The sequence below is a fragment of the Streptomyces sp. NPDC088817 genome (assembly GCF_044750345.1).
Classification (GTDB): Bacteria; Actinomycetota; Actinomycetes; order Streptomycetales; family Streptomycetaceae; genus Streptomyces.
The window spans coordinates 277,340-294,285 of sequence record NZ_JBIVJN010000010.1 but is presented as its reverse complement, the minus strand read 5'-3'; the positions used below and the strand labels follow the sequence as shown (position 1 = coordinate 294,285).

General features: G+C 72.3%; 14 protein-coding genes and 2 tRNA genes. 2 read left to right on the top strand and 14 right to left on the bottom strand.

Annotated elements, in window-relative coordinates; genetic code table 11:
- The 8 genes from ACIP4X_RS20900 to leuS all read right to left on the bottom strand — a co-directional run.
- Positions 1-352, bottom strand: a 352-nt coding sequence (locus tag ACIP4X_RS20900; protein WP_401349899.1) for a transposase, incomplete at its 3' end; no start/stop codon positions are given.
- 80 nt (positions 353-432) lie between these two features.
- Positions 433-678 carry a hypothetical protein gene (locus tag ACIP4X_RS20895; protein WP_391453083.1) on the bottom strand — a complete coding sequence of 82 codons (246 nt, stop codon included), beginning with the start codon at positions 676-678 and terminating at the stop codon, positions 433-435.
- A gap of 87 nt (positions 679-765) precedes the next feature.
- Positions 766-1,647, bottom strand: a complete 882-nt coding sequence (locus tag ACIP4X_RS20890) for a YceI family protein (protein ID WP_391453081.1) — start codon at positions 1,645-1,647, stop codon at positions 766-768.
- Between the two features lie 208 nt (positions 1,648-1,855).
- Complete coding sequence (locus tag ACIP4X_RS20885) at positions 1,856-4,555, bottom strand: ComEC/Rec2 family competence protein (protein ID WP_401349885.1); 2,700 nt, start codon at positions 4,553-4,555, stop codon at positions 1,856-1,858.
- Positions 4,552-5,571, bottom strand: a complete 1,020-nt coding sequence (locus ACIP4X_RS20880; protein WP_391453077.1) for a helix-hairpin-helix domain-containing protein — start codon at positions 5,569-5,571, stop codon at positions 4,552-4,554. The genes ACIP4X_RS20885 and ACIP4X_RS20880 overlap by 4 nt, the downstream gene beginning before the upstream one ends.
- An 864-nt stretch (positions 5,572-6,435) precedes the next feature.
- Positions 6,436-7,281 (bottom strand): DegV family protein, encoded by an 846-nt coding sequence (locus tag ACIP4X_RS20875; protein ID WP_358729369.1) that lies wholly within the window; start codon positions 7,279-7,281, stop codon positions 6,436-6,438.
- An 83-nt stretch (positions 7,282-7,364) separates the two neighbouring features.
- Complete coding sequence (locus ACIP4X_RS20870) at positions 7,365-8,144, bottom strand: hypothetical protein (RefSeq protein WP_358729368.1); 780 nt, start codon at positions 8,142-8,144, stop codon at positions 7,365-7,367.
- Between the two features lie 218 nt (positions 8,145-8,362).
- A complete protein-coding gene (gene leuS / locus ACIP4X_RS20865) occupies positions 8,363-11,263 on the bottom strand; it encodes a leucine--tRNA ligase (protein WP_401349880.1) in 2,901 nt (966 codons plus the stop codon).
- Between the two features lie 447 nt (positions 11,264-11,710).
- Between leuS and ACIP4X_RS20860 the strand changes: the two genes are divergently transcribed.
- Together ACIP4X_RS20860 and ACIP4X_RS20855 are read left to right on the top strand one after the other, a co-directional pair.
- The gene (locus tag ACIP4X_RS20860) at positions 11,711-12,979 is read left to right on the top strand and encodes a cytochrome b/b6 domain-containing protein (protein ID WP_391453072.1); all 1,269 of its coding nucleotides are present in this window, start codon (positions 11,711-11,713) and stop codon (positions 12,977-12,979) included.
- A complete protein-coding gene (locus ACIP4X_RS20855; protein WP_358729365.1) occupies positions 12,976-14,586 on the top strand; it encodes an NADH-ubiquinone oxidoreductase-F iron-sulfur binding region domain-containing protein in 1,611 nt (536 codons plus the stop codon). The genes ACIP4X_RS20860 and ACIP4X_RS20855 overlap by 4 nt, the downstream gene beginning before the upstream one ends.
- Before the next feature lie 118 nt (positions 14,587-14,704).
- Here the strand turns inward: ACIP4X_RS20855 and ACIP4X_RS20850 are convergent.
- The 6 genes from ACIP4X_RS20850 to rsfS all read right to left on the bottom strand — a co-directional run bounded on the left by ACIP4X_RS20850 (position 14,705) and on the right by rsfS (position 16,891).
- Positions 14,705-14,777 (bottom strand) — tRNA-Ala (locus ACIP4X_RS20850).
- 139 nt (positions 14,778-14,916) lie between these two features.
- Positions 14,917-15,150, bottom strand: coding sequence for a hypothetical protein (locus ACIP4X_RS20845; protein WP_100566877.1), 234 nt, complete (start codon positions 15,148-15,150; stop codon positions 14,917-14,919).
- 3 nt (positions 15,151-15,153) lie between these two features.
- The gene (locus ACIP4X_RS20840) at positions 15,154-15,324 is read right to left on the bottom strand and encodes a hypothetical protein (RefSeq protein ID WP_358728658.1); all 171 of its coding nucleotides are present in this window, start codon (positions 15,322-15,324) and stop codon (positions 15,154-15,156) included.
- Positions 15,325-15,584: 260 nt separating this feature from the next.
- Positions 15,585-15,657: transfer RNA gene (locus ACIP4X_RS20835), tRNA-Ala, on the bottom strand.
- Between the two features lie 119 nt (positions 15,658-15,776).
- Positions 15,777-16,454, bottom strand: coding sequence for a histidine phosphatase family protein (locus tag ACIP4X_RS20830; protein WP_358728656.1), 678 nt, complete (start codon positions 16,452-16,454; stop codon positions 15,777-15,779).
- On the bottom strand, positions 16,445-16,891 hold the full coding sequence (gene rsfS, locus ACIP4X_RS20825) for a ribosome silencing factor (protein WP_358728654.1): 447 nt from the start codon (positions 16,889-16,891) through the stop codon (positions 16,445-16,447). The genes ACIP4X_RS20830 and rsfS overlap by 10 nt, the downstream gene beginning before the upstream one ends.
- Positions 16,892-16,946 lie beyond the last annotated feature (55 nt).

The following is a 16,946-nucleotide window of genomic DNA, read 5'->3' as shown; positions in this document are numbered from 1 at the left end:
TGCCCGCGGTGCCGGTGTACTGCCGCGACACGCACGCCGAGGCGGTCCCGTCCTTCAAAAAGCCGGTGTCGTCGAAGACCAGTGCGGTCGGCCGGATCGCCGTTTCCATCCTCCAGGCCAGACGGGCCCGGAGGTGGGCCGGATCCCACGGGCTGGTGGTGATGAAGTGGGCCAGGGCCTGCCGGTTGCCGTCCGCACCGAGGCGGGCGGCCATCGGCTCGACCGACTTGCGCTTGCCGTCGGTCAGCAGTCCCCGCAGGTAGACCTGGCCCCACCGGCGCTGGTCGTTTCTCGCGAACGGCTCGAACACCTCCGCCGCGAATGCCTCCAACTCACTACGCACGGCAGCAATCTCGTCCGGAGTCACACCCCCTCAACGCCACACCGAACCCGAAAGACACGCACCACCACAGCCGACCTGACCAAGCACTACTAGGGCTCCTCCCGCCAGCCCTCCCACTCCCCGGCGAACGCGTCCAGCTCCGCCGGATCGAGCCGTTCCCCCTCGTCGCGGAGGACGACGAGCCACTGCGCGTCCTCGGCGTCGTCCTCACCGGCCAGCGCGTCGCGGACGATCCGCGGTTCCTCGTCGACCGCGAACCGCTCCGCGAGCTCCCGCGCCGCCTCCTCCGCGGCATCGCGGTCGGGCAGCACCAGTACGTGTCTCACATCGCTCACGGGAACATTGTCCGGCAGTCCGGCAGTCCGGCAGTCCGGCGTGACGGCGTCCGGCGGCGTCCGACGGCCGCCGTGCCCGGCCGGCTGTCAGGCCTTGGGGACGAGCTGCACGTCGAGGGTGACCTGGATGGTCGGTCCGACCACGGCGATCCCCCGCGCCAGCATCGTCTGCCAGCTCACCGTGTAGTCGTCCCGGTGCAGCTCGGTGGTGGCCCGGCAGGCCGCCCGCACCTCGCCCTCGATGCCGTTGCCGAGCCCGAGGTACTCCATGTCGAGGGTGACCGTACGCGTCACGCCGTGCAGCGACAGCGCCCCGGTGACGGCCCATCGGCTGCCGCCCCTGTGCACGCACCGTTCGCTGTAGAACTCGAGCGTCGGGAAGTTCGCCGCGTCCAGGAAGTCCGCCGAGCGCAGATGGTCGTCGCGCATCCGCACGTTCGTGTCGATGGACGAGGCGTCGATCACCACGTGCATCGCGGACCGCTCCACCGGGTTGGCGATCCGCACCGCCCCGGCGAAGGAATTGAACCGCCCGTGGATCCGGGCCAGCCCGATGTGCCGGGCGGTGAAGCCGATCGAGGAGTGCGCCGCCTCTATCTCCCAGTCGCCCGGCGCCGGCAGGTCCGGCGGCTGGGCGGCCTGGAGGGTCACATCGCCCAACGGGGCCAGCGAGTTCTCATGGACGAACACGGTCGCGCGGTGCGGCGCGTACCCCTCCGCGGAGATGGCGAGCCGGTACTCCCCCGCCGGCACCGTCGCCAGGAACAGTCCGTAGGGATCCGTGCCGCCGCCGACCACCGTGCGACCCATCGTGTCGGTCACGGTGAACTCCGCTTGCCCCAGCGGTTCGTTGACCGGGTCGAGCACCCGGCAGCTCAGTACCCCGGCGTCGGGCGGGGTCTGCACCGCCGCGAGCGGACTCGCCTGTTGTACCCGGTTCGCCCGGTTTCCCAGCCAGCGGCCGAACATCTACGCCACCCCATGCATGCCTCGACATTTCCCTTGCCGAAGAAGTATTCGATCACCAACAGGGCATTCCAGGCAACACGAGGCCACATCACGAGAATCCGGCACATGCCACGGGACTGCACACAAGGAGCCGCAACTAACCTCTCATTGACAGAAAGTGAACAATTTCATCTCACTTTCCCCACAGTCGCCACACAGTCCCCGGCGTTCAGTCCCGCGCCACCCGCATTCCCGCACCCGCCCCGGTCACCGCGAGCGCCCCGTCCCGGTCGGTGCGCAGCACCACCGCGCCCAGCGCCCGCAGTGCCGCGACGGTGGGAGGAGCCGGATGCCCGTAGGGGTTGTCCGCGCCGCAAGAGATGAGGGCGAGGCGCGGGGCCGCCACGCGTATCAGGTCCGGACTCTGGAACGCCGAGCCGTGATGGGCGACCTTGAGCACGTCCACGCCCGTCAGTCGCGCGCCCATCGGGGAGTCCAACAGCGCCTGCTGGGCCGGGGGTTCGAGGTCGCCCAGGAGCAGCAGCCGCAGTCCGCCGGAGCGGACGAGCAGGGTGACGCTGGCGTCGTTGGGTCCGTCCGGGTCCGGAGCGGGGGACGGCGGCGGCCACAGGACCTGCCAGGTCAGGTCGCCGGTGCCGCGCTCCTCGCCGGCCCCGGCGTGGGTGAGCGGGATGCCGCGGCGGGCTGCCTCCCTCCGTACGAACTCGGCCTGCTGCGCGGGTTCCTCGTACCCGGTCGTCTCGATCGCGCCCACCGCCCGTCCGCGCAGTACGCCCGGCAGGCCGGCCACGTGGTCGGCGTGGAAGTGGGTCAGCACGACCAGCGGGATCCTGGTGACGCCAAGCTTGCGCAGGCAGTGGTCCACCAGCGTCGGGTCGGGTCCGGCGTCCACGACCACACCGGCGCCGTGGCCCGCCGCGAGCACCGTCGCGTCGCCCTGCCCCACGTCGCACATCGCGAACCGCCAGCCCGGTGGCGGCCAGCCGGTGATCACCCGGGTCAGCGGCGGCGGCTGCACGACCACCAGAAGGAGCAGCACCCCGCAGACCGCGCAGACCCAGGGGTGTCTCAGCAGCCGCCGGCCCACGAGCACGGCCGCCACCGTGACGAGGGCCAGCAGCAGCGCACCGGTCCAGTTGTCCGGCCAGTCCACTCCCCCGCCGGGCTGGGCCGCCCCGGTCCTGGCCACGTCCGCGATCCACCCGGCCGGCCAACCCGCGCACCAGGACAGCGCCTTCGCCACCGGCATCGCGAGCGTCGCCGTCGCCAGTGCCGCGAAACCCAGCACGGTGGCGGGCGCGACGGCGGCCTCCGCGAGCAGGTTGCACGGCACCGCCACCAGGCTCACCCGGGCCGACAACACGGCGACGACGGGCGCGCACACCGCCTGCGCCGCGGCCGCCGCGGCCAGCGCCTCGGCCGCCCGGGCGGGCACCCGGCGCCGGCGCAGCGCCGCGCTCCAGCGGGGCGCGAGGGTGAGCAGGGCCCCGGTGGCCAGCACCGACAGCAGGAAGCCGTAACTGCGCGACAGCCACGGGTCGTAGAGCACCAGCAGCAGGACGGCCGTCGCCAGGGCGGGGAGCAGCGTCCTGCGGCGCCCGGTCGCGAGGGCGAGGAGTGCCACCGCTCCGCAGGCCGCGGCCCGCAGCACGCTCGGGTCGGGCCGGCACACGACGACGAACCCCAGGGTGAGGGCCGCTCCGAGCAGCGCGGTGCCGCGCAGGGTGAGGCCGAGCCGCGGCGCCAGGCCGCGGCGCTCCACCCGCTGCGCCAGGCCCGGTGGCCCCAGGAGCAGGACGAGGAGGATCGTGAGGTTGCTCCCGGAGACGGCCAGAAGGTGGGTGAGGTCCGTCGCCTTGAACGCCTCGTCGAGTTCGAGGGTGATCCGCGAGGTGTCCCCGACGACCAGTCCCGGCAGCAGGGCCCGCGCGTCCGCCGGCAGGCCATCGGTCGCCGCCCGCAGCCCGGCGCGCAGCCGGCCCGCCAGCCGCTGCGGCGCGGACGGCTCGGCCACCACCTCGGGCGCCGCCCGGTCCCGGACCCGGAGGACCCCGGCGATCCGGTCGCCGCCCATGACCGGGGGCTCCAGCCGCGCGGTCACCCTCAGCCGCGTGGACGGCAGCAGCCCGAGCCAGGGTGAGCGCCGCACCTCTTCCGCCGGGCGTCCGTCGCGCCCGCCCGGCGGGTGGCCGGGGCTTCCTGCCGGGCTCCCGACGCGGGCCGCCGCCTGTGAACCGGTGTTGACCAGGATCAGTACCGGAGTCCGGGTCACCGCGGCGGCCGCCGAGCCCGGCCGGTCGACGCGCAGCACCTCGGCGTCCATCCGTACGGAGGCGGGTGCCTGGCGGTCGCCCCGGACGCGGGGACGGGTGAGCCGGGGGTCGGAGGTCAGCTCCACCTCGGCGGTCACCGTGGCGAACTGCCGTGCCAGAGCGGGCACCGGACCCCGCCGCACGTCAGCCCCGTGGAGCCCCGCGGACACGGCTGCCGCGGCGGCGGCGAGCAGTACGGCGGCGGCGGACGTACACCTCCAGGAAGCAGGCGACCGGTGCCGTCCGGCGGCAGGAGCGGGCGACTGTCCCGGCGCGGGTGTTCTCCGTCTTCCGCTGCGTCGGCAGAGCAGGAGTACGGCGGCGGCGAGGCAGGCGATCACGAAGCCGGTCACCCGGCCCGTGGAGGCGTCCAGCGCCACTGCCGCCGTCGCCCATGCCGCGAGCGCGGGCGGGACGAGCCGGAGGTCCACCGGTCCTTCCTGCCGGGGGTGGGCGGCTCCCAGCCGCTTGCCGGAGGCGGCGTGCACCGCCGGGCGGGTGTGGGGCGGGTCGGGCGCGGTCTCGGCGGGGGTGGTGCGGCCGAGAAGCGCGGGCCCTCGCCCGGCATCGGTGTCGGGGGCGGTGTGGGGGCTCATGGGCTGACCAGGGCCCGCAGATCGGCGAAGCGGCGGGTGCCGATGCCGCTGACCTCGCGCAGTTGGTCCACCGAGCGGAAGCCCCCGTGCTGCGTGCGGTAGTCGATGATGCGCCTGGCCAGCACCGGGCCGACGCCGGGCAGGGTCTGCAACTGTTCCGCGCTGGCCGTGTTGAGGGCGACCGGCGCGGTGGACGTGCCCGCCATATCCGTACCGGACGCTCCGGCGAGGCCCTGCCCGGGGGCATCCGGTGCGGCGGCGGGGGCCGGGCCGCCGACGACGACGTGTTCGCCGTCCACAAGGAAGCGGGCCCGGTTGAGGGCGTCGGTGTTGGTACCCGGGCGCACCCCACCGGCCGCCTGGAGCGCGTCGGCGACCCTCGAACCGGTCGGCAGGTGCTGGATGCCGGGGCGCCGGACCTTGCCGCTGACGTCCACCACGATCTCCGTGCCGGGGGACGTCGCGGGGCCCCGAGCGGTGACCGGTGCCCCGGCCGGGGCGGCCCTGTGCCGTCCCTGCTCCTCGTGGGGAGCCACGGCACGCATCACCTCGGGTGCCTGGACCGTCTGCGTACGGCCGCTCCAGAAGTGCTGCACGGCGAAGAGCGCGGCGACGGCGAACAGTACGGTGAGCGCGACCACGTTCCTGCGCTCCAGCCCGCACCGCGTCTGCAACCACAACGGCATCCGCTCGCGCACCGCTGTCCCGGCCCGCTCCCGCCAGTCCGGCACCCCGGCAGGACCCACGAGCCCCACCTCGGCGTCGCCGTCCGCCTCCGGGGCGCCCCGCACGTCCGTCTCCGGGGCACTCCACGCACCCGCCTCCACGGTGCCCCGCACAGCCACGCCGGCCGCGCTGGTCCGGCCCACCGTCACCGGGCCCACCCCAACCGCCCTGACCGAGCCGGGCACTTCGCTCACGGAAGCGGGGATCGCGCGGCCCGCGACAGCGGGGCTCACGTCCGCCAGACTCCCCTCGGCCACCACGGCCGAGCCGACGCCGATCACGTCGGCCACCCGTCCGCCGGCCGCAACCGAGCCCGCACCGACCACGCCGGTGGCCCAACCGCCGACCGCCCCTCTGCCAACCGCAGCCGCGGGCCCCGCGACTGCCGCCGCTCTCGGCTCACTCACGCCCGTAGCCACGTCGGCCGGGACAGCCGGGGCCGTGTCGCCCACCGCGAGCGGGCCCTCGACAGCCGGGCCCACCTCGCGCACGGCGCCAAATCCCCCGTCCCCCAAGGCAGTCGAAGCCTCGTCACTCACGGCAAACAGACCCGCGCCCGCCGCGCCTGGCTTCCGCACCACGCCAAGGCCCACATCCGCCAAGCCATCCGGAGCCGACTCGTTGCCGCCTACCGCAAGCGACGGCGCGCACGCCTCCGTCCGGCGGCGGCTCGGTGGTGGGTGTGGCTCGTCCGGTGGGCGGGCGGTCCGGTGCGGAGGCCCGCTGGTCCAGGACGGCCTGGGGCGAAGGGGCCGCGTCGGCGTCATCAGGTCGAGGCCGTCAGGGCCGTCGGGGCTCCCAGGGCCGCCAGGACCGTCAGAACCGTCAGAGGCGGCCCTGTGCCTGTGCCCCCCTCCCGGGGAGCCGCTGCCCGGTTCCTCGGTCCGCACGGCGCGTTCGGTGAACAGCATCCGCGCGCGCCGGTGCAGATCCTCCGCCGAGGCGTGAGAGCCCCGGCGGGCCGGTGGGCGGCGGTGGCGGGTGCGGACGTCCGAATCGGGGGCGCGGCCCGGGCCGCTGGTCGCCGCCGCTGTGCGTGAGCGTGATCGAAGTGCCATGCCAGGAGCATCCGGCAACCCGGCACAACCGCGATGATCTTGCTCAATTTCCGGGGACTACCGCCCGGTTGTGGACAACTCACTCACCCGTACGGGTCAGCGGGGCGAGACCACGACCCCCAGCAGCCCAGGACCGGTGTGCGCACCGATCACCGCGCCGACCTCGCTGACGTGCAGGTCGGCCAGGCCGGACAACCGGGTGCGCAGCCGGTCCGCGAGGGCCGACGCCCGCTCGGGGGCGGCGAGATGGTGGACGGCGACATCGACGTCGGCCCCGCCCGCGCGCTCGGCCACGATCTCCTCGAGGCGGGCGATCGCCTTCGAGGCGGTACGCACCTTCTCCAGGAGTTCGATACGGCCGTCCTGCAACTGGAGCAGCGGCTTGACGGCGAGCGCGGAACCCAGCAGCGCCTGCGCCGCGCCGATGCGGCCGCCGCGGCGCAGATAGTCGAGGGTGTCGACGTAGAAGAAGGCGGAGGTGCCCCCGGCGCGCTTCTCGGCGGCGGCGACCACCTCGTCCACCGTGCCGCCGGCCTCCGCGGTCTCGGCCGCGGCCAGGGCGCAGAAGCCGAGCGCCATCGCGACCATCCCGGTGTCCACCACCCGTACCGGTACCGGCGCCTCACGCGCGGCCAGCACCGCGGCGTCGTACGTGCCGGAGAGCTCCGCGGACAGATGCAGGGAGACGATGGCGCTCGCGCCGGACTCCGCGACACCGCGGTAGGTCTCCGCGAACTGCTGGGGGCTGGGGCGCGAGGTGGTGACGAACCGCCGCTTCTGCAGCGCCTGCGCGAGGGAACGCGTCGAGATCTCGGTGCCCTCTTCGAGCGCCTGGTCGCCGAGGACCACGGTCAGCGGGACCGCGGTGATGCCGTGGCGCTCCATCGTCCACGGCGGCAGGTAGGCCGTTGAATCGGTGACGATCGCGACATGGCGGGACATGAGCTGGAGGTTACCTGCCGTAGTGCCCCGACGGCAGCCCAGCCCCTCTCACCGGGTCGGGTGTGGCCGGATCGGGGCCCTGATCAAGTCGTGCTCTCGGGGCGGGGCTTCTTCTGCCAGGGGTAGGCGGGGCGACGGCCCGTCGGGGTGATGGCCGGCCGGGCCGGCTCCTCGGCAGGGGTCTGCCGCGGGGCGCTGGACCAGGTGTGCGAATCCGCGCCGGAGGCCGAGGACGCGGCCGTCCGTCCGGTCGCTGGTCCGGTCGTCCGCCCGGTTGCTGGTCCGGTCGTCCGCCCCGTGTGCTCGGACGTCGGCTCGGCCGTGGTCCAGTGGCGCAGCGCCCCGGCCTCCACGTCGATCTGGGCGCTCAGTGTGTCCAGGTCGTCGTCGGCGAAGCGGCGGGCGCGGTCGCGGGCCGCCCAGCGCAGCGACTCGGCCGATTCCGTGATGCGCCGGGTGCGTTCGCGCAGGACCGGAAGCCGCTCGCTGAGCGTCACCCGGTCCGGGTCGGCCTCCAGGCGCTTGAGGTCCGCGTCCAGTTCGCGCCCGTGCGCGCTGAGCCGCTCGAACAGGGCGATGGACTCCTTGAGGGACTCGTCCTCGCGCACGCCCGCGTACAGGGCGTCCTGGGTGGCGCGCATCGAGGTGCGCAGGGTGAGCCGCAGCTGGGCCAGCTCACCCGCCGGGCCGGGCTGGGCGAACGACTTGGCCCGCAGGGTGTGGTCCTCGACCGTACGGCGGGCCTGGGTGATGGTGCGGTCCACACTGCGCTTGGCCGCCCCGACCACCTTCACCGCGGCGAAGACGCCGAGCGCCACGAAGACCACGAAGAGGAGGACGAGGACGGTGACGACTGTTTCCACGGCGCTCCTCCTCCGGCTGGCGCGGCACAGGTCGCGCCGCCCTTCAACGGTAAACGCAACGGGCAGGTCCCGGGTTCCACGAGAACCCCGAACCTGCCCGTAGGGGACTACCCCGAGGCACTCACGCCCCGGCCCTCACGCGCCCGCTCCGCACGAACGGACACGCCCCGGCCTTCACACGCCCGTCCCCCACGAACGCACACGCCCCGGACGAACGCTCACGCCGGAACGATGTTGACCAGCTTCGGCGCCCGCACGATCACCTTGCGGATGCCCGCTCCGTCCAGCGCCGCGACGACCTTCTCGTCGGCCAGCGCCACCTTCTCCAGCTCCTCCTCGGAGATGGCCGGCGAGACCTCCAGACGCGCCTTGACCTTGCCCTTGATCTGGACCACGCAGGTCACGGTCTCGTCGACGACGTACGCCGGGTCGGCGACGGGGAAGTCCTGGTGGACGACCGAGCCGGCGCGGCCCAGCTTGTGCCACAGCTCCTCGGCGATGTGCGGGGCCAGCGGGGCGACCATCAGCACCAGTGCCTCGGCGACCGGACGCGGCACGGGCCCGCCCGTCTTGGTCAGGTGGTTGTTCAGCTCCGTCACCTTGGCGATGGCGGTGTTGAAGCGCAGGCCCTCCAGGTCCTGGCGGACACCGTCGATGGCCTTGTGCAGGGCGCGCAGTGTCTCCGCGTCAATGGCTGCGTCGTCGGCGTCATCGACGTCGACGACGGTGACCTCGCCGGTCGACTCGTCGACGATGTTGCGCCACAGCCGCTGCAGCAGCCGGAACTGGCCCACCACCGCGCGCGTGTCCCACGGCCGGGAGACGTCCAGCGGGCCCATCGCCATCTCGTACAGGCGCAGCGTGTCGGCCCCGTACTCGGCGCAGATCTCGTCCGGAGTGACCGCGTTCTTCAGGGACTTGCCCATCTTGCCCAGCAGCCGGGAGACCTGCTCGCCCTGGTAGTAGTAGGCGCCGTCGCGCTCCTCCACCTCGGCGGCCGGCACCGCGATGCCGCGGGCGTCCCGGTAGACGTAGGCCTGGATCATGCCCTGGTTGAACAGCTTGTGGAACGGCTCCGCGGAGGAGACGTGCCCCAGGTCGTACAGGACCTTGGACCAGAAGCGCGCGTACAGCAGGTGCAGCACGGCGTGCTCGGCGCCGCCGACGTACAGGTCGACGCCGCCGTGCGGCATGCCCTTGCGCGGGCCCATCCAGTAGCGCTCGATCTCCGGGTCAACCAGCTGCCGGTCGTTGTGCGGGTCCAGGTAACGGAACTCGTACCAGCACGAACCGGCCCAGTTGGGCATGGTGTTGGTCTCGCGGCGGTACTTCCTCGGCCCGTCGCCCAGGTCCAGGGTGACGTGGACCCAGTCCTCGTTGCGTGACAGCGGCGTCTCGGGCTGGGTGTCGGCGTCGTCCGGGTCGAAGGTGCGCGGCGAGTAGTCCTCGACCTCGGGCAGCTCCAGCGGCAGCATCGACTCGGGCAGCGCGTGGGCCACGCCGTCCTCGTCGTAGACGATCGGGAAGGGCTCGCCCCAGTAGCGCTGGCGGCTGAACAGCCAGTCGCGCAGGCGGAAGTTGACGGTGCCCTCGCCGATGCCCTTGCGCTCCAGCCATTCGGTGATGCGCGCCTTGGCGTCGACGACGCCCAGGCCGTCCAGCTTCACGTCGTCGCCGGCGGAGTTCACGATCTTCGCGTCGTACGAGGCGAAGGCGTCGTCCCAGGTGGTGGTGTCCGTGCCGCGGCCGTCGACCGGGTCCACGACACAGCGCATCGGCAGTTCGAAGGCGCGCGCGAAGGCGAAGTCGCGGCTGTCGTGGGCGGGGACGGCCATGATCGCGCCGGTGCCGTAGCCCATCAGGACGTAGTCGGCGATGAAGACGGGGATCTTCTCGCCGTTGACCGGGTTGACGGCGAACACGCCGGTGAAGACGCCGGTCTTGTCCTTGGCCTCGGCCTGGCGCTCGACATCCGACTTCGAGGCGGCCTGGGCGCGGTAGGCGGCGACGGCCTCGGCCGGGGTGGCGTGGCCGCCGGTCCACACCTCGTGGGTGCCCTCCGGCCAGGCGGCCGGGGTGAACTTCTCCACCAGCGGGTGCTCGGGCGCCAGCACCATGTAGGTGGCGCCGAACAGGGTGTCCTGGCGGGTGGTGAAGATCGTGATCCGCTCGCCGTCGATCGGGAAGTCGACGCGGGCGCCCTCGGAGCGGCCGATCCAGTTGCGCTGCTGGAGCTTGATGGCCTCGGGCCAGTCCAGCTCCTCCAGGTCGTCCAGCAGCCGGTCGGCGTAGGCGGTGATGCGCATGTTCCACTGGCGCAGCTTGGCCTTGAAGACCGGGAAGTTGCCGCGCTCGGAACGGCCGTCGGCGGTGACCTCCTCGTTGGCCAGCACGGTGCCCAGACCGGGGCACCAGTTGACGGGCGAGTCGGAGGCGTAGGCCAGGCGGAACCCGCCCAGGACCTCGGCGCGCTCGGCGGCGCTCAGCTCGGGCCACGCGCGCGTGTGCCCCGGCACGGTCCGCTCACCGGACTCGAACTGGGCGATCAGCTGCGAGATGGGACGGGCCTTGCCCGCCTCGTCGTCGTACCAGGAGTTGAAGATCTGCAGGAAGATCCACTGGGTCCACTTGTAGTAGTCCGGGTCGATCGTGGCGAACGACCGGCGCTTGTCGTGACCCAGGCCCAGCCGGCGCAGCTGCGCCTTCATGTTCTCGATGTTGGCCTCGGTGGACACACGCGGGTGCGTGCCGGTCTGCACGGCGTACTGCTCGGCGGGCAGACCGAAGGCGTCGAAGCCCAGGGTGTGCAGGACGTTGTGGCCGCTCATCCGCTGGAAGCGGGCGTACACGTCGGTGGCGATGTACCCGAGCGGGTGGCCGACGTGCAGGCCCGCACCGGACGGGTACGGGAACATGTCCATGATGAACTTCTTGGGCTTGGCGGCCAGGTCGGGGTCGCCCGCCAGGTCACCCTTCGGGTTCGGCGCCGCGTAGGTGCCCTCGGCGTCCCAGAAGTCCTGCCAGCGTGCCTCGATGTCGGCCGCCACGGCGGCCGTGTAGCGGTGCGGCGCTGCATCCGCCGACATAGCGGCGGGGGCAGCGGGGTTCGTCTCGCTCATGATCCTCAAAGCTCCATCGATCGTCTCTGCCCACGGCTGCGACTTTCAGAAACGAAAAATCCCCTCGCACAGGAGGGGACGCCGCGCCGATGCCGACCGTCCGATTGGTCCGGCGGTCGGGACTGATCAGCGCGGCTCGCTAAGCAGAAGGCGTACGGCACGCATGGCGTCAGGGTACCGCAGCCGTCGAGCGCGGGGCGACGAGCGTCCGCGGGACGGGACGCGAGCCCCGGCGAGCCGTGAGGGACCAGGGGTCCGCCGGTGAAGGTTCAGAAAAACTGAACATCGTTCAAAGATAACCCGGCGTAACGGAGCCTATGGGGACAACATGAGCCTCAGCTGTGGCGTTGATAACAACGCAATAACTCAAACGGCGTACTGCTCGGTTTGGGGCCACTTAGAGTTCGTGCTCGGGACCGCTTTCCCGAACCGCTCGGAGTCGCCCCCATGAACCCTCGTCGCAGTAACAGCTCGCTCCCCAAACCCGGCCGCTCGGCCTATGGGGTGGCGTCTGCTGTCGTCCTGCTCCTCATACCCGTGGTCGTGCTGGCCGGAGGCAGCCAGTTCCGCGAGTTCCTGAACTTCGGCGCGGGCGTGCTCTCCCTCGTCTCGCTCAGCTGCTCGGTGATCTGGGGCCTGGTCGCCCAGGACCGAATCATCCTCAACACGCGCCAGCGGATCGTGGGCCAGGCCGTGCACCGGACCACCGCGGTCGCCTCGATCGCGTTCCTCCTGGTGCACATCACGACCAAGATCGTGCTGGGGCACACCCAGCTGATCGCCGCGGTCGTCCCGTTCTCGCTCGGTCTCACCGGGATCGAGGGCCTGGTCGGCCTCGGCTCCCTGGCCGGCCTGCTGATGATCTTCGTCGGCATCACCGGCGCGCTGCGCAGCAACTTCGCCACCCCCGCCCCGGTCGCGGCGCGCTGGCGGGCGATGCACATGCTGGCCTACCCGGCCTGGTGCGCGGCGCTGATCCACGGCCTGTACGCGGGCCGTGAGGCCAAGCCGATCTTCTTCATCCTCTACGGCCTGTCCCTGCTGGGCGTCATCGTGGCGCTCGCCGTGCGCGCGGCGCCGCGCCCGGTCAAGCGCAGGCTCGCCGACCGGCTGATGGCGGTGCTGGGCGGCGGCGAGCGTCCGGAACTGGACGACCTGGACGCGAGCCGGGCCAGGGTCTCGGAGTCCGGACTGGCAGGCTACGAGAACGCACGCGGCGCGACGCCCCCGCGCGCCGAAGCGACGAGGACCGCGCCCCGCGGACCGCGCCCCGCCTCCCCGCTGTACGACACCCCCGCGCCCGCCGAGCCCCAGCCCGGTTTCGCGGCCGCCTACCGGACCGTCGCGACGCCGCCGCCCGGGCAGCCCTTCGCGGCCGACCAGACCGCGCGCATGGACGGCCCCGGCAGCACCTCCGGCAGCTGGCCGATCCCGTCGCCGCCGCCGGTCGGCGAGGCGCCCCCGTCGGCCTACGACCCGCTGAACGACACGGGGTACAACATCCCGGCCTACAACAATCCGGGCGCCGCCGCGGGCACTCCGGGGTACGGCGGACGTGATGTGTACAACACCGGTGAGACGAACGCCCCCTACGGCACGTACAACCCCAACGACACGTACAACAGCGGTCCCGCCACTGAAACACCCCCCGGCGCCTCCTACGACGCGCCGGGTTCGGGCGAACCTTGGAACACGCCTTCCGGAGGCTACAGGTGAACGAGGCCCTGCCCGACGTCCCGGAAGTCCGCGTGGTCGGGCTTCCCCAGCTCACGTCGGGCTTCGACCTTGTCGAAAGACTCGATCTGCCCATGCACCTGAAGGTGCACGGGCCGCTCGAACCATTGGGCGGCGAGCAGCTCGCGAAGCTCTCCGAGGCCATCAACCTGAAGGGCCGCGGCGGCGCGGGCTTCCCCTTCCACAAGAAGCTGCGCTCGGTCGCCGACGCCGCGATCAAACGCGGCGTACGGCCGGTCGTCGTCGTCAACGGCAGTGAGGACGAACCGGCCTGCCGCAAGGACACCGTCCTGATCAACCGTGCCCCGCACCTCATCCTGGACGGGGCCCTGCTGGTCGCCGAGGCCCTCGGTGCCCGCACGCTCGTGGTGGGCGTCACCCGGGAGTCCACCCAGCGTTCCATGGAGGCGGCGCTCGCCGAGCGCGGACTGAGCAACAGCCGCAGGTCGGCGCTGCGCGCGAGCGTCCAGCGCAACCCGGTGCGCATGGTCACGGGCGCGGCCGCCTCGCTGATCCGTTCCATCGACGGCGGTCCGGCGATCCCGCCGGGCCGCAAGACCAGTGCCTCGCAGAACGGCGTGGGCGGCGTGCCCACCCTGCTGTCCAACGCGGAGACCTTCGCCCAGTTGGCGATCGCCGCCCGCATCGGCCCGGAGCGCTACGGCAACACCGGCCTGTACGACGAGCCGGGCACCGTGATGCTCACCATCTCCGGCGCCGTCGCCCGCCCCATGGTGGTCGAGGCGCCCACCGGCGTGCCGCTGCGCTACGTCCTGCAGCTCGCGGGCGCGCCGCCGGTGCCGCAGGGCGTGCTGACCGGCGGCTACCACGGCAAGTGGATCGACGCGGCGACCGTCAACGAGGCGATCGTCTCGCGCAACTCCCTGGACGCGGTGGGCGGCGCCATGGGCGCCGGGGCGATCCTGCCGATCAGTCAGGAGACCTGCCCGCTGGGCGAGTCGCTCCAGGTCGCGAAGTGGCTGGCGGAGGAGAGCGCGGGCCAGTGCGGTCCCTGCTATCTCGGTCTGCCGGCCGCCGCGCGCGGCATGGAGGACATCCTGAACGGCGGCGGCCCGGCCGCCCTCGAGGCACTCAAGCAGGTCGCCAAGAACGTCAAGCGGCGCGGCGCGTGCTCGCACCCCGACGGCTCGGCGATGTTCCTCGAGTCGACCATCAAGGCGTTCACGGACGACCTGGCCGCGCACGTCCTCGGCAACGGCTGCGGACGTCCCGTGGAGGGCGTCCTGCCGCTCTTCGAGGGTGGCAGGGCCCCCACCGGCATCCCCGGCGGCGGCGAGGCCGAGGAGTCCGGCTCCAGCCGTCAGAAGATCTATGTCGACTGGACGCTGTGCCGGGGGCACGGCCTGTGCGCGGACATCCTGCCCGAGGTGTTCGAGCTGGGCGCCGACGGGTTCCCGACCGTCGCCCAGGCGGGGGTGCCGCGCTACGCGGAGGCCAAGGCCCTGCGGGCCGTGCGCCGCTGCCCCGCGCTGGCCCTGCGCCTGGAGGAGGACACCCGCTCGCAGGCCCCGGCCCGCAACCTGCCGGTTCTCTCCCAGGGCCGCGGCCGCCGCGCCCTGGGCCGCTGAACGCACACGACGGCGGGCCGCCCCTGAGGGGCGGCCCGCCGTCGTATTGCCACCGCGTACGCGTCCGGACATACGTCGAGGGCGAGTCATCCGATGGATGACTCGCCCTCATTTCCAGTGGAGCTAAGGAGAATTGAACTCCTGACCTCCTGCATGCCATGCAGGCGCTCTACCAACTGAGCTATAGCCCCTCGTGGTCACGCGGACCAGCCGCGTTCTTGACCGTGTCGCCCGGTTTCCCCGGCGGCGACGCCAACATTACACGGTCCAGGGGGTGGAACACCAAATCGGTTTCCCGTACCCCCACGCCCGCCGGACGGCGGGCCGGCGTCACGCCGTCACGAACGAGTAGAACCGCTTCAGCGTGCAGTGCTCCTCCAGGAGCCGGCCGTAGATCGGCTCGCCCTCCAGCTCGCGGTAGGTCTCGATCGGGTCGCCTTTTATGATCAGCGCCCGCGCGCACTCCTCGCACCAGTACTGGTAGTCGGGGTTGATCGGCTCCATGTCGCGGACGATCGGGGTGCCGCCGCCGCACCAGTCGCACTTCCGCCTGTGTGCACCCATGGGTCAGCTCCAGCTGTGGCCGCAGGCCGTGCACACGTACGAGATCCCCCCGTTGTCGCCGAGGACTTGGGCCACGTCGAGGGAGCCGCAGGAGGGGCAGACGAGGCGGGTCACCGTGTCTCGTATCAACGCCGCACCGAGGAGGTGGACCTCCTCGAGGATGCAGGCAGGCATCGCTACTCCCTCCCGTCGGGCCGCGCCCCCTTCGGCCGTTTGATTCTGCCACGGCCGGGCCGATACGGTCAGCGACGCCTCGGTACCAGTACGGCCACGACCTGCGCCGCGGGCCGCACCCGAGAGCACGCTCGCACAGATATACGCCCCCCGGGGCCCGAGTGACTCAAGCCGGTGCGCGGGAACACAGAAAATCCCGCCCCTGAGTGGGACGGGATCCTTCCGAACGATCTTCGGCTACTCGACCGAGTGCCGGTTTGTGGAGCTAAGGAGAATTGAACTCCTGACCTCCTGCATGCCATGCAGGCGCTCTACCAACTGAGCTATAGCCCCTTGCCGCCACGCGAACCTTCCGCGTGGTGTTTCGCTCCGCTCTGCGGGGCGAACAAGAAGAACTTTAGCCTGCGACCTGCCGGAAAGTGAAATCCGGGTCGGGCGGGGCCGCGGGCGGCTCAGTCGTCGTCGCCGAGGACGGGCTCGGGCAGGGTGCCGGCGTTGTGCTCCATCAGCCGCCAGCCCCGGGCGCCCTCGCCGAGGACCGACCAGCAGCAGTTGGACAGGCCGCCCAGGCTCTCCCAGTGGTGGGGCTCGAGGCCGAGGAGCCGGCCGAGGGTGGTGCGGATGGTGCCGCCGTGGCTGACCACCACGAGCGTGCCGTCCTCGGGCACCTTCTCCACGTACCGCAGCACGACGGGGGCGGCGCGGTCGGCGACCTCCGTCTCCAGTTCGCCGCCGCCACGGCGCACCGGCTCACCGCGCTTCCACGCGGTGTACTCCTCGCCGTACCGGTCGATGATCTCCTCGTGCGTCAGGCCCTGCCACACGCCCGCGTAGGTCTCGCGCAGCCCCTCGTCACGGGCGACCTCCAGGCCGGTCAGCGCGGCCAGCTCGGCGGCCGTGCGGGTGGCCCGCGCGAGGTCGGAGGAGACGATCGCGTCGGGCCGCAGGGAGGCCAGCAGACGGGCGGCACGGCGGGCCTGGCCGACCCCGGTCCCGGTCAGCTCGATGTCGGTGCTGCCCTGGAAGCGGCGTTCCACGTTCCAGGGGGTCTGGCCGTGCCGCCACAGGATGATGCGGCGGCCCCGGCCTGGGGTACGGCCGGGCGCCTCGGCGGCGCCACTCACCGCCACTCACCGCCGGGCTCGGCCGTCTCCTCGTCGGCCTGCTGCCTGGCGTGCTCCTCGGCCCGGCCGCGAGTGGCCTTGGCGTCGGCGGGGAGTTCGAGCTCGGGGCAGTCCTTCCACAGCCGCTCCAGGGCGTAGAAGACCCGCTCCTCGCTGTGCTGGACGTGCACGACGATGTCCACGTAGTCGAGCAGGACCCAGCGGGCCTCGCGGTCGCCCTCGCGGCGCACGGGCTTGGCGCCGAGTTCCTTCAGCAGCCGCTCCTCGATCTCGTCGACGATCGACTTGACCTGGCGGTCGTTGGGCGCGGACGCCAGCAGGAAGGCGTCCGTGATCGACAGCACGTCGCTGACGTCATACGCGATGACGTCGTGCGCGAGCTTGTCGGCGGCCGCCTGGGCGGCGGTGTTGATGAGGTCGAGAGAGCGGTCGGTCGCGGTCACTACAAGGCTTTCCTTCGGCGGTCACTTGACACCAAGGGTCTCACGGACCGCCGAG